General features: G+C 28.2%; 13 protein-coding genes. 8 read left to right on the top strand and 5 right to left on the bottom strand.

Annotated elements, in window-relative coordinates:
* The first annotated feature begins 109 nt into the window (after positions 1 to 109).
* The 5 genes from KPL54_RS05435 to KPL54_RS05415 all read left to right on the top strand — a co-directional run bounded on the left by KPL54_RS05435 (position 110) and on the right by KPL54_RS05415 (position 3,825).
* The gene (locus KPL54_RS05435) at positions 110 to 676 is read left to right on the top strand and encodes a DUF5317 family protein (RefSeq protein WP_216105585.1); all 567 of its coding nucleotides are present in this window, start codon (positions 110 to 112) and stop codon (positions 674 to 676) included.
* Between the two features lie 113 nt (positions 677 to 789).
* On the top strand, positions 790 to 1,272 hold the full coding sequence (locus tag KPL54_RS05430; RefSeq protein WP_216105583.1) for a hypothetical protein: 483 nt from the start codon (positions 790 to 792) through the stop codon (positions 1,270 to 1,272).
* A complete protein-coding gene (locus tag KPL54_RS05425; RefSeq protein ID WP_216105581.1) occupies positions 1,260 to 1,913 on the top strand; it encodes an accessory gene regulator ArgB-like protein in 654 nt (217 codons plus the stop codon). The genes KPL54_RS05430 and KPL54_RS05425 overlap by 13 nt, the downstream gene beginning before the upstream one ends.
* A 5-nt stretch (positions 1,914 to 1,918) precedes the next feature.
* A complete protein-coding gene (locus KPL54_RS05420) occupies positions 1,919 to 2,053 on the top strand; it encodes a cyclic lactone autoinducer peptide (RefSeq protein ID WP_216105579.1) in 135 nt (44 codons plus the stop codon).
* 68 nt (positions 2,054 to 2,121) lie between these two features.
* Positions 2,122 to 3,825: an HD-GYP domain-containing protein gene (locus KPL54_RS05415; protein ID WP_216105577.1), complete on the top strand. Its 1,704-nt coding sequence runs from the start codon at positions 2,122 to 2,124 to the stop codon at positions 3,823 to 3,825.
* 79 nt (positions 3,826 to 3,904) lie between these two features.
* On the opposite strand, the gene KPL54_RS05410 is transcribed toward KPL54_RS05415, so the two are convergent.
* A complete protein-coding gene (locus KPL54_RS05410; RefSeq protein ID WP_216105575.1) occupies positions 3,905 to 4,567 on the bottom strand; it encodes a YARHG domain-containing protein in 663 nt (220 codons plus the stop codon).
* Between the two features lie 147 nt (positions 4,568 to 4,714).
* On the opposite strand from KPL54_RS05410, the gene KPL54_RS05405 reads away from it, so the two are divergent.
* Entirely contained in the window at positions 4,715 to 5,881 is a 1,167-nt protein-coding gene (locus KPL54_RS05405; protein WP_216105573.1) for an AI-2E family transporter, read from the top strand.
* 51 nt (positions 5,882 to 5,932) lie between these two features.
* On the opposite strand, the gene KPL54_RS05400 is transcribed toward KPL54_RS05405, so the two are convergent.
* Both KPL54_RS05400 and KPL54_RS05395 read right to left on the bottom strand, forming a co-directional pair.
* Positions 5,933 to 6,637 (bottom strand): ferric reductase-like transmembrane domain-containing protein, encoded by a 705-nt coding sequence (locus tag KPL54_RS05400; protein ID WP_216105571.1) that lies wholly within the window; start codon positions 6,635 to 6,637, stop codon positions 5,933 to 5,935.
* 189 nt (positions 6,638 to 6,826) lie between these two features.
* A complete protein-coding gene (locus tag KPL54_RS05395) occupies positions 6,827 to 7,141 on the bottom strand; it encodes a winged helix-turn-helix transcriptional regulator (RefSeq protein ID WP_216105568.1) in 315 nt (104 codons plus the stop codon).
* Between the two features lie 210 nt (positions 7,142 to 7,351).
* On the opposite strand from KPL54_RS05395, the gene KPL54_RS05390 reads away from it, so the two are divergent.
* Complete coding sequence (locus tag KPL54_RS05390) at positions 7,352 to 7,987, top strand: FMN-dependent NADH-azoreductase (RefSeq protein WP_216105566.1); 636 nt, start codon at positions 7,352 to 7,354, stop codon at positions 7,985 to 7,987.
* Positions 7,988 to 8,154: 167 nt separating this feature from the next.
* Complete coding sequence (locus KPL54_RS05385) at positions 8,155 to 10,614, top strand: EAL domain-containing protein (RefSeq protein ID WP_216105564.1); 2,460 nt, start codon at positions 8,155 to 8,157, stop codon at positions 10,612 to 10,614.
* Positions 10,615 to 10,704: 90 nt separating this feature from the next.
* Here the strand turns inward: KPL54_RS05385 and KPL54_RS05380 are convergent, their stop codons facing one another.
* Positions 10,705 to 13,014, bottom strand: a complete 2,310-nt coding sequence (locus tag KPL54_RS05380; protein WP_216105562.1) for a family 65 glycosyl hydrolase domain-containing protein — start codon at positions 13,012 to 13,014, stop codon at positions 10,705 to 10,707.
* A 26-nt stretch (positions 13,015 to 13,040) separates the two neighbouring features.
* Positions 13,041 to 13,697 carry a beta-phosphoglucomutase gene (pgmB, locus tag KPL54_RS05375; RefSeq protein WP_216105560.1) on the bottom strand — a complete coding sequence of 219 codons (657 nt, stop codon included), beginning with the start codon at positions 13,695 to 13,697 and terminating at the stop codon, positions 13,041 to 13,043.
* Between the last annotated feature and the right edge of the window lie 185 nt (positions 13,698 to 13,882).

The following is a 13,882-nucleotide window of genomic DNA, read 5'->3' as shown; positions in this document are numbered from 1 at the left end:
TAATAAAAAACACAATTTTTTTTGTGAAAAGGTAGAAATACATGATAAATATTAGTATAATAGAGATAAATTAAATTAAATGTAAAAATTCTGAATGTGAGGAATATATATGATTGAACCAATGCTTTTAGCACTTGTTTTTGCAAAGATAAAAGGTTATAAAATAAAACCACTTTTTAAGACCTGGGCGATATACCCTGTATTAACATTTGTACTATTGTATGTAATTTTAGAGGTTATGATATTTAATAATAATTATGAATTTATAAAGTATACTAGTATTTTTCATTATCTTTATCTTTTAACTTTTATAATTTTGATTATCAAATATAAGCTTAATATTAGTGCAATTATAGGGTCAATATTTATTATTATTGGAAGTATCTTAAATAAGATTGTTATAGCTGCTAATAATGGAAAAATGCCAGTATTTCCAACATTATCATACTTAACTGGTTATGTAAAATCAGATTCTTTTATGAAAGTTAAGGATATACACATTTTAGGAAGTGGAGTTACTAAACTGAAGTTTTTAACAGATATAATTGATGTAGGTTATTGCATTATGAGCATTGGCGACATATGTATAAGAGTTTTTGTTTTTATCATTCTATTTAATACTATAAAAGTCATTAACAAAACACAAATAATAAAGAATGAAACCTTGATTGAATAGTATGTAAAATTAGTTAAATTACACTAATAAATATATACTATTTTGTAATATTAATGATATAATTAACAATATATACAAAAATATACACAGGGGTGTTAGGAGAGAAACAAAAGATGTTGAGATTGACGTTATTAGATGTATTCTTAAGAGTTCTGCCAGAGGGGTTTTTAATTGTATTTGCAGTTTATGCATTTTCTAAAACTGTTATTAATATAAAAAAATATATAATATCAAGTATAATATATGTTTTTGCAGTTTATTTAATAAGGTTATTACCAATTCAATATGGGGTACATACTATTCTTAATATTATAGTAATTATGGTATTAACTATTAATATAAATAAAATAAGTATAATTAATTCTATAAAAGCAAGTATTATGGCAATGATTCTTGAATTTATTTGTGAAGGAATTAATGTTTTTATGATTCAGTATGTATTTAAAGCAAATGTGAGGTCTGTGTTAAACGATCCATCATTAAAAACATTATATGGTATTCCATCATTGGTAATTTTCGTAGTAATAGTAGGTGCGTATTACTACTATTTGATTAAAAGAAAAGAACTTATGGAGAGTAATAAATGGAAAAATTAGCTGATAGCATTGCTAATAAAGTAGCCTTAGAATTATCTCTTGATGAGAATAATAAAGAAGTAATTGCCTATGGAATGTTTGCTTTAATACAGATGCTTATTTCTATAATTCTTGTTTTTATATTTGGATTTTTGTTTCATGTAGCGATTGAAGCTTTGATAATATCTTTTACAGCTGCGATTCTTAGAAAATATTCTGGAGGGGTACACGCAAGTTCACCAGGGATTTGTACATTTATAGGAACAATCGTGTCTGTAGGACAAGCAGTAATAATATCACTATTGACAAATTTGGTGGTTAATTTGAAATTAGTTATAATAATAGGAGTTGTAATTTTTATATGGTCCTATTATATAATTTATAAATTAGCTCCAGTGGACAGCGCCTCAAAACCTATAGTAAAACAAGAAAAAAGAAATCGGATGAAGAAAGGATCTATAATGCTTTTAAGTGTTTATTTGGGTATAACAGTATTTCTTATCTTGTTATATATAAGTAGTGGAGAAAAAAAACTTGTGTTTTATGTTTTATGTTTACATTCAGGCATATTATGGCAAACTTTTACTATTACGTCTCCAGGGCACTTATTAGTAGGTAAGGTAGATTACTTTTTAAATCATATAATTAAAAAAAGGTGGTAAATATTATGAAATTTTTAAAGAAACACTTATTCACTTTAATTGCAGTAGCAACAACACTTGCTGCGACTTCTGTAGCATCTTCGGCATGTTATTGGGCTTCGTATCAACCTGAAGAACCAAAATGCCTAAGAGAAAAATAATAAATAAAAAAGGTCAGGTTACTGACCTTTTTTATTTATTATAATGAATTTGATGAGGTAGTGATAATATGGGTGATTTAAAAGAAAACAAACAAAAAAAAATTGGTGAAATAGTGTCAATAGTAAAGTTATCTTCATTATTGTTTTCAGGAATGGTATTTCTAAGATATTTTTTTAAGGGTAATACCATAGCAGAAGTCATAGTAGATACTAATTATAGTTTTATTTCATTTTTCATAGTAATACTAATATTATTGTCGGTATATTTTATATGGTCAATGGCGACTATTAAAAAGATAGATTCTAAATATATTAAAGTTGTACAAATCATAGAAAACCTTGTTTTTATTCTGTTTTTTATTATTGTTATATTTTATTCAGGCAAAAATACAAGTGATTATAAATTTCTGTTTTTATTTATTATAATAACTTCAACTCTACAACAAGGTATGAACCAAGGTATGTTAGTGGCAAGTATTTCCTCAATTTTTATATTAGCATTAGATCTTATTATGGGTACACCTAATGCACAAGTTAATCAGTTTTTTGAGAATGATTTAATTTTAGCTGGAGTTTTTATACTTACTGCATGGCCATTGGGGTTTTATGTGAGAATAGAAAATGAACATATAAAAAAGCTCGAGGGATTAGCAAATGAGGATGGGCTTACAGGGCTTTATAATCATAGATTTTTTTATGATGCATTAGAGGGAATAATGAAAACTAGTGAAAAAGAGAATAATTTAGTCGCGATGATTTTAATAGATATAGATTACTTTAAAATTTATAATGATATGAATGGACATCAAATGGGTGATGAAGTACTTAAGTCAGTTGCTTTTATATTAAAAAATAGTTTTAGAAAAGATGATGTAGTTGCGAGATATGGGGGAGAAGAATTTGTTATAGTTCTTCCAAATACTTCTGAAGAAGATGTAATTAGGCTAGCAGAAAGATTAAGAAAAAAGATAGAAGTAACCTATTTTAATGGTGAAGAAAATCAGCCAAATGGTAAATTGACTGTCTCAATAGGAACATCAATTTATCCAAGTAAAGCTAAAAATGCTATTGAACTTTTTAAAAGTGCGGATGATGCACTTTATAGGGCTAAGTTTTTTGATAAAAATAGAGTTGAAAGTTATACTTCTATATTGGAAGAATTAAAAATTGATACAGAAGGTGAACATATAGATATTATTACATCAATAAAAACTCTGATAAGTGTTATTAATGCTAAGGATAAATATACATATGGTCATGTGGAAAGGGTAGTTATTTATAGTAGGTTACTAGCTGATAAACTTAAAGTAAATGAAAAAAATAAAAAGGAATTAATATATGGTGCTTATATGCATGACATTGGAAAAATAAATATTCCAAAGGAAATATTAAATAAAAACATGCCATTAACCCCAGATGAATGGCAAATAATGAAACAACATTCAGTAAATGGAGTAGAGATTATAAAATCTGTTGAATCACTTAAGGAAATTGCTCCTCTAATATTGCATCACCATGAAAGATACGATGGTAATGGATACCCAGATAATTTAAAAGGAAAAGACATACCTTACCTTGTGAGGATGTTAACAGTAGTAGATTGCTTTGATGCTATGACGTCTTCTAGACCTTATAATATAAGAAAAACTTATAAAGAAGCTATTGAAGAGCTTAAAAGATGTAGTGGTAAGCAGTTTGATAAAGAAATTGCGGATTCTTTTATTGAAGTTATTAGTGAAAATGAAAACCGGATTGGTAATGTATATGATTAGCAGATATTTTTTAATCTATTCTAAAACCACAAAAAATTCAGAAAATGTGGATAACCTTATCATCATTTTCTGAATTTTGTTATTTGTTTTCATATTTTAAAATTAATTTTACATTATATAATTCTTTTGCATTTAATTCTGGATCAGTTCCCTTAAAAAGAGAATTTTGTTTATACCAAGACTTATTATTGAAATAGCTCTTAAAAGGTTCACTTTTAAATACAAAACCATGCCTTGCAAAGATTTCATTTCTAGCTAAAGATAAATCTCCTTTTACTAATTTAGATACATCAGATTCTAAAAGATTTTCACTACTGCTTTTAGAAAAAATATAAGAATCAGTTGAATCAGCTTTATTTGTAGATGTAGTAGCTTTAGATTTTGTATTAGGGGTTTTATTACTAGGAATAACTTCGTTTTTTATAGAAGTTGTGTCTGAAGCTTTAGTAGTTGTGGGTGAAAATTTAGAAAATGAAATATAATAGCTAATACATCCTATTGATAATACTCCAATTACAACAGCAATTATAATAAATTTTTTAGTATTATTAGGTTGATTTTTGATGCTTGCCATTGAAGTAGTCATTTCATTTGAAGCATTAATTTCCTTTGAAGTAGTGGCGAGTGGTATAGTTGAAATATTTTCAGGATTTATTATACTTTGTTTTGTGTTTTTATTACCACATTTAAAGCAAAAATTGGCGCCATCTTTTATCTCACAACCACATTTAGAACAATACATAAATCACCGTCTCCTCTTTAAGCTTTATAATAGATATTATACTAAAATAAATGTGGATTTTAAAGGTTTAAAATAAAAACAATGAATTTATGGAGAATTTATGCTAAAGTTATAAAGTAAGGTAGCTATAGAAGAAAGGGGATACAAATGAAAATAGATAAAAAATTATTACAATACTGTTTATATGGTGCGGGGACAGTGCTTTTAATTTATATGGGTATAACGATTTTCAATGATATAGGTGCTATATTTTCTTTTTTATCAAGCTTTATAGGGAAAATTATTGGACTTGTAAAACCACTTCTTATGGCATTGGTAATTGTGTACTTGTTGAAGCCAGGTGTGAAAACTATTGAAAATTTCTTGCAAAAGAGAAAGATATTTAAACGAGCAGCTCCTAGAAGATTAGTAGGAATTTTAGCAATTTATGTTTTGGCAATAGCTGGTATTGCAGCTCTTATCAGTGGAATATACATTATGATTGGTGGAAAGCTTTCTAATAATATAACTATAACTAATATGACAGAATATCTTACTAAATATTTAAATAACCCAGCGTTGTCAGTTAGTTCAATCACTGAGAAATTACAAAACTCAAATATTTCAATGTTAGGAAATCTAAATGATAAAATAACTAAAATTGTAGGTTATGTTCAGACATATTTTACGACAAGTATAGGAGTAATGACAGATTCTGTTTTATCTATAGGTGGCAATATAGCTTCATTTTTTATAGCTTTAGTATTGAGTATATATTTAATACAAGACTCGGAATACTTTATGGATTTATGGGAAAAAACTTTTAATCTCATATTTGGGAAAAGTAAAGTGGGAAATAAATTAAAAGAAATTTTATCAATTATAGATATTACCTTTTATAAATATATAAGAGGTCAATTATTAGAGGCTTGCATTGTAGGCGTTTTATCAGCTATCGTATTGTATTTTGTTGGAATCGATTATGCTTTAATAATAGGGATTATTGCAGGTATTTGTAATATGATACCATATATAGGTCCTGTTGTTGGAACTATTCTCGCAGTAATTATTGCGTTACTAAGTGGACAACCTATTAGAGCAGTATGGGCAGTTGTTGGCATGATTGTAGTCCAGGAGGTGGATAATAAATTACTTGCACCGAAAATTGTTGGAGACAGTGTAGGACTACATCCGGTATTTACTATGCTTGCAATTATAATAGGTGGAAGTGTATGGGGACTTATAGGTATGATGATAGCGGTACCAGTTGCTGCTTGTTTTAAAGTATTAATTAGCAAATGGTACACCTATCATATGGAGAAAACTGATAACTAAATATAATATTTAGTTATTAGTTTTTAATATTGCAGCTCCGCAGGAGATAACTTAACTAGCAATTTTTAATTTAGATTGTCTATTATTTTTATATTTAATTAACCTTAAAATTGTGTATGTACCAAATATAATTGTGTAACTACTTAATTTTAACAGATCAATTTCTTTTTCATTTACCATTATAATCAGGATATGTACATACACTAGAAAGTAAAATATATATGCTCGTTTTTGCAATTTTCGCCACTTTCCACTTTGCATTTTAGACCTAATTTTTTTAAATGAGGTAATAAATAAGGGAAGCATTATAACAAATGCTATAATCCCAACAATAATATAAGCTATATATAATTTTGGTATTACACCTGTGGTAAACATTTTTGGAAGTTTAAGTACTATGAAGCGAACAAAATAAATAAGAGCATGAGGTATTATAAATATAGAGGCCATAATTGCGAGTTCCGCCCTTATGCTTTGGAGTTTTCTTGTTATTTTCCATTTAGGATTTAGAGCACCTGCAAACATTACTAAAATAAAAAATGCTATGGAAATATAACCTCTTATAAATATTTTTTCTAGGAAGAGAGGAAATCCATAAAGTTTGACACCTGAAGTTATTCTAAGAACTTCATAAACAGTAGTAATGATTCCAATAAATATGGAAATTAAATAATAAGTCCAATAATTTTTTTTAATGTTTGATGTGAGAATTAACGATAATAGTAAAGCGAAAATTAAAGAATAGATAAAAATCATGTAAAAACTCCTCTGTTAACTTCTTATTTGATAATGATTATCAAAACCATTCTACTTTATTAATTTCATGAAGTCAATAACAAATTGTATTTTTTAATATAAAGTTGTTAATAAAATTATATGTTTACTATGTTTATATGATAAAAAATAAATATACCCTCTAATTTTTTAGAGGGTATATAAAAATAATTACTTATTTGGCCATTTTTCTGCCCATTTTTGGATTTCATCCATAGTTTTTTCTAAGTCCTTGCCTTTCTCGGTAAGTCCATATTCTATACGTACAGGCATTTCTGGGTAAACACTACGAGTAACAATGCCTAGTTCTTCTAATTCTTTAAATCTTTCTGTAAGTACACGAGAACTTAGAGCTGGAATAATCTCTTGTAGCTCTGAAAATCTTTTTGAACCACTTAATAAGGAACGTATAATTAATCCAGTCCATCGTTTTCCTAAAATTTGAAAAGCTGCTTCAAATCTTGGACATAAATGAAATTTATCCATGCTAAATCATCTCCTATAATTATTTTAACATACTTACTTGACAAAAGTAAGTATGTTAATGTATTATAACAATATAAAGTAATTTGATTACAAAAAGTATATAAGTTACTTTATGTAACAAAGCATTGGAGCATATAAAATTAATATTAAAACAATACTAATTATTTAAATTTAAAAAATATAGTAAAGAGTGAAAAGGGGAATGTAAAAATGTCAAAAATATTATATATAACTGCAAATCCAAAAACTAAGGAAAATTCGTTTAGTTTAGCTGTAGGAAATGAATTTTTAGAAGCTTATAAAAAATCTAATCCATCTGATGAAATAATAACTTTAGATTTATATAAAACAGAGGTTCCATTTATTGATGAGGTAGTATTCAGTGCTTGGGGAAAACTTGGAGCAGGAGTTACATTTGAAAAGTTAGATAAAGAAGAACAGAATAAAGTGGTTGCTATGAATAATTTATTAGACCAATTTATAGCTGCTGATAAATATGTATTTGTTACACCGCTTTGGAATTTCACAATACCTCCAATGATGAAAGCGTATTTAGATAATATATGTATAGTTAATAAGACATTTAAATATACACAAAATGGTCCTATTGGACTTTTAACTGATAAAAAAGCAGTTCATATTCAGGCTAGAGGAGGCGTTTATTCTGTTGGACCCGCTGCTGATCTTGAATTAGGAGACAGATATATAAATACAATATTAAATTTTATTGGGATTACAAATAAACAATCAATTATTGTAGAAGGCATGAATGAGGCTCCAGATAAAGCAAATGAAATAAAGAAAAATGCTATAAACGAAGCAAGGAAAGTAGCCCAGAAATTTTAATATCTAAATATAATTATTTTGTTAATTAATACAACAAAACTCCCTTTCTTAAACTTAAGAAGGGGAGTTTTGCTTATTTTAAAAGATAAGTAGAGATAAAATTTGTAAGTATTATGGTATACTTTATAAATGAATTAGAAAAAGTACTAACTGGGGGAGAGTAATACATGGTTATTTTAACAACTTTATATTTTTTATGTGGAATTACATATGTGATTTTGGGTATCATTACATTTTTAAATGATTCAAAAAATGAATTAAATAAACTGTTTTCTGTAATGGCCATAAATTTGGCATTATGGTCATTTATGGTCTTCTTGATGAATTGTTCAAGGAATGCTAAAGCTGCAAGTGATTTTTATTTATATGCTACATTTTTTTGGTCGATTTTTTATTGTATATTTTTAAATTTTATAATTATTTTAACTAATAAAGGCGCTTTTTTTAAAAAGAAATTCGCTCATATAATTTTATATTTACCAGCAATAATATCTATTTATCTTTATGTTTTCCATACAGAAACATCGCAAAACTTTGTTGAAACAAATTTAGGTTGGGCTTATATAGCATCAAAAAATAAGGGGTTTATTTGGTCGAATTTTTTCAATATATATTGGTTTTCTTATATAATTTCAGTTATATTTTTATTATTTAAGTGGTGGAGGAATTCAAAAATAGTAAGGGATAGAAAACAGGCAAAACTTATATTGGTAACAACTTTTATTGCAGTTGTTGCAGGTGGAATTACAGATAGTCTAATTCCAATGATTAGAAGGCCATTTATGCCGTGTATTGGTATTATAATTATTGTAATACCTGTAATTGGAGTATGGTATTCTATTAAAAAATACAAATTAATGGACCTTAATCCTGAAAATTTTGCTCTAGAGGTTTTGAAAATAATGAGGGAAGGGTTAATTATTGCAAATCATGAGGGTATTATAAAAGATATTAATAAAGGAGCACTTAAATTATTAGGTTATGATAAAAGTATGATAATTAATAAACCTATAAATTATTTATTCGCAGATACAATAGAATTATCTAAATTAACAAACTGTAGTAGTTTTGAAATTGAAATTTTACAAAGTAACAATAATAAATTACCAATACTCTTGTCTTCTTCAGTCTTAAAGGATGAGTGGGGAGATTCACTGGGGATTGTTTGCATTTTTCAGGATATATCTGAAATTAAACATGTTCAGCAAAAGTTAAAAAAATCATATGCTGAACTTGAAATTAAGGTGGGGGAGAGAACTAGGGAGTTAAGTAGTTCTAATGAAGAACTCGAGTGTGAAATAAGTGCACGTATAGATATGGAATTTAAAATCAAAAAATTAGCGTATTATGATTTCTTAACGGGGTTACCAAATAGAACATTATTTATTGATAGATTAAATCAGGGGATTTTTAATGCGGATCTAAGCAAAAGTTTCCTAGGAGTATTATTCCTTGATTTAGATTCCTTTAAAAGGATAAATGACACAATGGGACATGCAAAAGGTGATGAGCTTTTAAAAATGGTTTCAAAGAGGTTAACAAACACAATGTTGGAAAGTGATACAGTTTGTAGGGTTGGAGGAGATGAATTTCTCATTCTGATTCAAAATATAAAAAACGACGAAGAGATTAAAGCTGTATCAGAAAAAATACTTACTGATCTTAAAAAACCATTTATAATAGATAATACTGATTTATATATAACTACTAGTATTGGTGGGTCCATTTATCCAATAGATGGTAGTGATGTAGAAACATTAATAAAAAATGCTGATATCGCAATGTATAAGGCAAAAGAAAAAGGTAGGAACAAATTTGAGCTTTGTACTGAAATTATTAAGGAAAGTTTAGTTGAAGAGATGAAGTTAACAAAGAGTTTATTTGGGGCAATAGAGAGAAATGAACTAGAATTATTTTATCAACCACAAATTAGTTTAATAACAGGTAAAATAATTGGTCTGGAAGCCTTAATAAGATGGAACAATACAGAACTTGGAAGGGTAAATCCAATAGACTTTATACATATAGCAGAAAAAACAGGTTTGATATTGCCAATAGGTGAATGGGTACTTAAAACTGCATGTAGACAAAACAAAGAATGGAAAGATAAGGGTATTTTAAATGTACCTATAGCAGTTAATATTTCAGTGAATCAATTTCAAAACACAAAAATAATTGAAGATATTATCACAATTTTAAAGGAAACAGGGTTAGAACCAAATGATTTGGAAATAGAAATAACAGAAAATATAATCATGAAGGAGACAGAGTACATCATTGAATCTTTAAAGCAATTAAAACAACTTGGGGTAAAAATTGCAATAGATGATTTTGGTACAGAATACTCTTCTTTAAATTATATTAAACAATTACCAGTTGATAAAATTAAGATAGATATTTCGTTTGTTAGAGGTATAAATATAAACAATAAAGATGAAGCAATAATTAAGGTTATAATTGCGTTAGCTAAAAACTTAGAATTAAAGGTGATTGCTGAAGGGGTGGAGACCAAAGAGCAGATAGAATTTTTGAAAAAGGAAGGATGCGATGAAATACAAGGTTATTACTATTATAAACCGATCCCGGCAAAGCAAATAGAAGAACTAATGAAAAAAATTAATAAATGAAATGCCAGTAGGCTTATATAGATAAAAGGTATAGCAGAGTTTTGCTATACCTTTTGTAATTAAATTCATTTTGTAGAAAAGGATTTATATCTATGGTAGTTTAACTTCTAATAAATCATTTCCATTTAAACAATAATCAGTTTCATAGACTAATAGGTTTACGGGTATTTCATTCTCGTTTTGTATTTGAATGGTTTCTTTAGTAAATTTAATGTTTAAAAGTGCACCTCTAAACATTATTTTGAAGGAACATGAGCACCAATGATCTGGAATAAATGGGTTTAAGATTAACTTGTTGTTAATAACTCGAAGCCCACCAAAACCATGTACTACTGCCATCCAAGTTCCAGCCATACTAGTTGTATGACAGCCGTCTTTTGTGTCATTATTATAATTATCAAGGTCAAGTCTAGATGCCCTTAAATACATATCATAAGCTTTTTCATGATTTCCAATTTTAGCAGCGAGTATTGTATGAATGCATGGGGATAAGGACGACTCATGTACAGTTCTTGGTTCATAGAAATCAAAATTTCTTTTAATTGTGGCTATGTCATATTCCTGCTCAAATAAATAAATACCTTGAAGTACATCAGCTTGTTTTATAAAGCATGAGCGAAGTATTCTGTCCCATGACCAGTTTTGATTTATTGGAATATTTTTTTTATCTAGATCTTTAACTAATATTTGCTCTTTATCCATGTAACCATCTTGTTGAAGGAAAATTCCAAGTTCTTCATCACGAGGATAGTACATGTTCTTAGTTATATCATTCCAATTAATTATCTCATCATCCTTAAAATTAACCTTTGATTTTAGTTCATCTAATATTTTACTTTCATGTTCACTTAAATAATTTATAACCTTGAGGGTATACTGCAGCGTCCAGCAGGCGATTTTATTAGTATACCAATTATTGTTTACATTATTTTCATACTCATTAGGTCCAGTAACACCTAAAATTACATATTTATTTTTTTTGCTTGAAAAAGTTGCCCTTTGAGCCCAGAACCTTGATATAGATATAAGCACCTCAAGACCAAATTCATAAAGGTAAGACTTGTCGCCAGTGTAGTTTACGTAATTATATATAGCATAAGCTATGGCTCCATTTCTATGAATTTCTTCAAAAGTTATTTCCCACTCGTTATGGCATTCTTCTCCATTCATTGTAACCATTGGATATAACGCTGCTCCATTTTTAAAACCTAATTTTTTTGCATTTTCTATGGCTTTGCCTAATTGGTTGTATCTATATAATAAAAGATTCTTTGATACTTTTTCCTTTGCTGTACTTAAATAGAAAGGAATGCAGTAAGCTTCAGTATCCCAGTAGGTGCCACCACCATATTTTTCACCTGTGAAACCTTTTGGCCCTATGTTTAGTCTAGAATCTTCTCCTGTATAGGTTTGATTTAATTGAAATATATTAAAGCGAATGCCTTGCTGAGCAGATACATCACCTTTTATAACTATATCACTTTCTCTCCACTTTTCACTCCAAGCATTAGATTGTTCCTCTAGAAGCAGCTCAAATCCATCTTTTTTAGCCATGTTAACAAGTTCTCTAGTTATTTTAATTAATTCTGGTATTTTATAATATCTTGATGAGGTATTTGCAACATATTTATAAATTATAAGTTCATCATTTTTATAACAATCGACTGAGACAGTATTTGAAACATATTTTTCGCTTTCATTAAGTGTTACAATTGGTTTAATTATTTCACCATTTTTAGTTAGCTCGAAAGTCATGCTTGTACATATGTGGAAATCTAATTTCTTAGTTTTTAACATCACATATGCTTCATATGGTTTGACACCTTTTGCAATTTCATCCCAAAATGTTTCATCATAGTTGGAATCACAGTTCACAACGTTTCCATCAAGGTAAGGTGAAACTTCTAATTTACCACTGAAATTTAATAACCTAATGGAATACTTTATAACACCTATCTCACTTCTGGTCATGCTTATAAATCTTTTAGCATTTACTTCAATCTCATTTCCATTTTCGAGTGTAGCCACAAAACTTCTTTTCAGATATCCTTCTTTCATATTCAAAACCCTTTTAAATTCACGAACACTGCATTTAGCAAGATCTAAAGTAAGGTCATTAATTTTAATGTTTATTCCGATCCAATTTGTTGAGTTTAAAACCTTAGCAAAATATTCTGGGTATCCATTTTTCCACCAACCAACTCTTGTTTTATCAGGATAGTAAACTCCAGCTATATAGTTTCCAGGAAGAGTACTTGCGCTATATTCTTCTTCAAAATTTGCTCTTTGTCCCATAAACCCATTACCTAAGCTGAAAATACTCTCAGATATTTCGTTATTATTAGAATCAAATCCTTTTTCAATAATGTTCCATTCGTCAAGTTCATAATAATGTTTCATTAAAATCCCCCTTGCTAGTCTCATAGTTAATCAATTAATAGTCCCAATTTATCAAAAGTCATATCAGAAAATCCCGAAAGGACTAAATTAGCTTTTTTTAGTATATTTTTAGAACCTATACCGATGCAGTACATTCCAGCATTAATTGCAGCGTCGATTCCAGCCTGGGCATCTTCAAATACAATACACTGACAAGGTAATACTTCTAGTGCTAGTGCACCCTTTAAGAAAACTTCAGGATTTGGTTTTGCGCTAGAAACTTTTGTGCCATCAATAATAGCATCAAAATAATCCGTTAATTTTAAGTTATTAAGGATAAGCATAGAATTCTTACTTGCAGAACCTAAGGCAATTTTTAATCCATTTAGTTTAATACTTTTTAAAAAGTCTATAACTCCAGGTAAAATATCAGCGGGGGTTAGTTTAGAGATATATTCCACATACCAGATATTCTTTTTATCTGCTAGTTTAATTTTTGCATCATTATCTAATGTAATGCCACCTATCCCAAGAATGATTTCTAGGGACTTCATTCTACTTACGCCTTTTAGTCTCTCGTTGTCTTCTATAGAAAATTCAATGTTTAACTCTTTTGCTAGCCTTTTCCATGCTAAATAATGATATTTAGCAGTAGCAACTAATACGCCATCTAAATCAAAAATAATTGCTTTAATGTTTCGCATATAAGTCTCCTTTATTTTTATTTTACTGACATCTATATTTATATAATAATATAAAATTATAGATTTGTGAATGCGTTTGCACAAAATAATTTTATTTATTTTTTATTAACGTCATTATCGCTGTAATATATATAAAATATCATTCTACTTAGCTACTTTAGAATGTGGCACTATTTGCATGCGTT

This window comes from Clostridium estertheticum, from assembly GCF_018861295.1.
GTDB lineage: Bacteria > Bacillota > Clostridia > Clostridiales > Clostridiaceae > Clostridium_AD > Clostridium_AD estertheticum_D.
The sequence above is the reverse complement of the archived record's forward strand: the minus strand, read 5'-3'. Positions and strand labels throughout refer to the sequence as shown.

What these genes read in the sequence shown, in the direction of transcription:
- pgmB (WP_216105560.1), bottom strand. Translation starts at nt 13,697, where the DNA reads ATGCGAAACATTAAAGCAATTATTTTTGATTTAGATGGCGTATTAGTT.
- KPL54_RS05380 (WP_216105562.1), bottom strand. Translation starts at nt 13,014, where the DNA reads ATGAAACATTATTATGAACTTGACGAATGGAACATTATTGAAAAAGGA.
- KPL54_RS05390 (WP_216105566.1), top strand. Translation starts at nt 7,352, where the DNA reads ATGTCAAAAATATTATATATAACTGCAAATCCAAAAACTAAGGAAAAT.
- KPL54_RS05430 (WP_216105583.1), top strand. Translation starts at nt 790, where the DNA reads ATGTTGAGATTGACGTTATTAGATGTATTCTTAAGAGTTCTGCCAGAG.
- KPL54_RS05410 (WP_216105575.1), bottom strand. Translation starts at nt 4,567, where the DNA reads ATGTATTGTTCTAAATGTGGTTGTGAGATAAAAGATGGCGCCAATTTT.
- KPL54_RS05395 (WP_216105568.1), bottom strand. Translation starts at nt 7,141, where the DNA reads ATGGATAAATTTCATTTATGTCCAAGATTTGAAGCAGCTTTTCAAATT.
- KPL54_RS05405 (WP_216105573.1), top strand. Translation starts at nt 4,715, where the DNA reads ATGAAAATAGATAAAAAATTATTACAATACTGTTTATATGGTGCGGGG.
- KPL54_RS05385 (WP_216105564.1), top strand. Translation starts at nt 8,155, where the DNA reads ATGGTTATTTTAACAACTTTATATTTTTTATGTGGAATTACATATGTG.
- KPL54_RS05415 (WP_216105577.1), top strand. Translation starts at nt 2,122, where the DNA reads ATGGGTGATTTAAAAGAAAACAAACAAAAAAAAATTGGTGAAATAGTG.
- KPL54_RS05420 (WP_216105579.1), top strand. Translation starts at nt 1,919, where the DNA reads ATGAAATTTTTAAAGAAACACTTATTCACTTTAATTGCAGTAGCAACA.
- KPL54_RS05435 (WP_216105585.1), top strand. Translation starts at nt 110, where the DNA reads ATGATTGAACCAATGCTTTTAGCACTTGTTTTTGCAAAGATAAAAGGT.
- KPL54_RS05400 (WP_216105571.1), bottom strand. Translation starts at nt 6,637, where the DNA reads ATGATTTTTATCTATTCTTTAATTTTCGCTTTACTATTATCGTTAATT.
- KPL54_RS05425 (WP_216105581.1), top strand. Translation starts at nt 1,260, where the DNA reads ATGGAAAAATTAGCTGATAGCATTGCTAATAAAGTAGCCTTAGAATTA.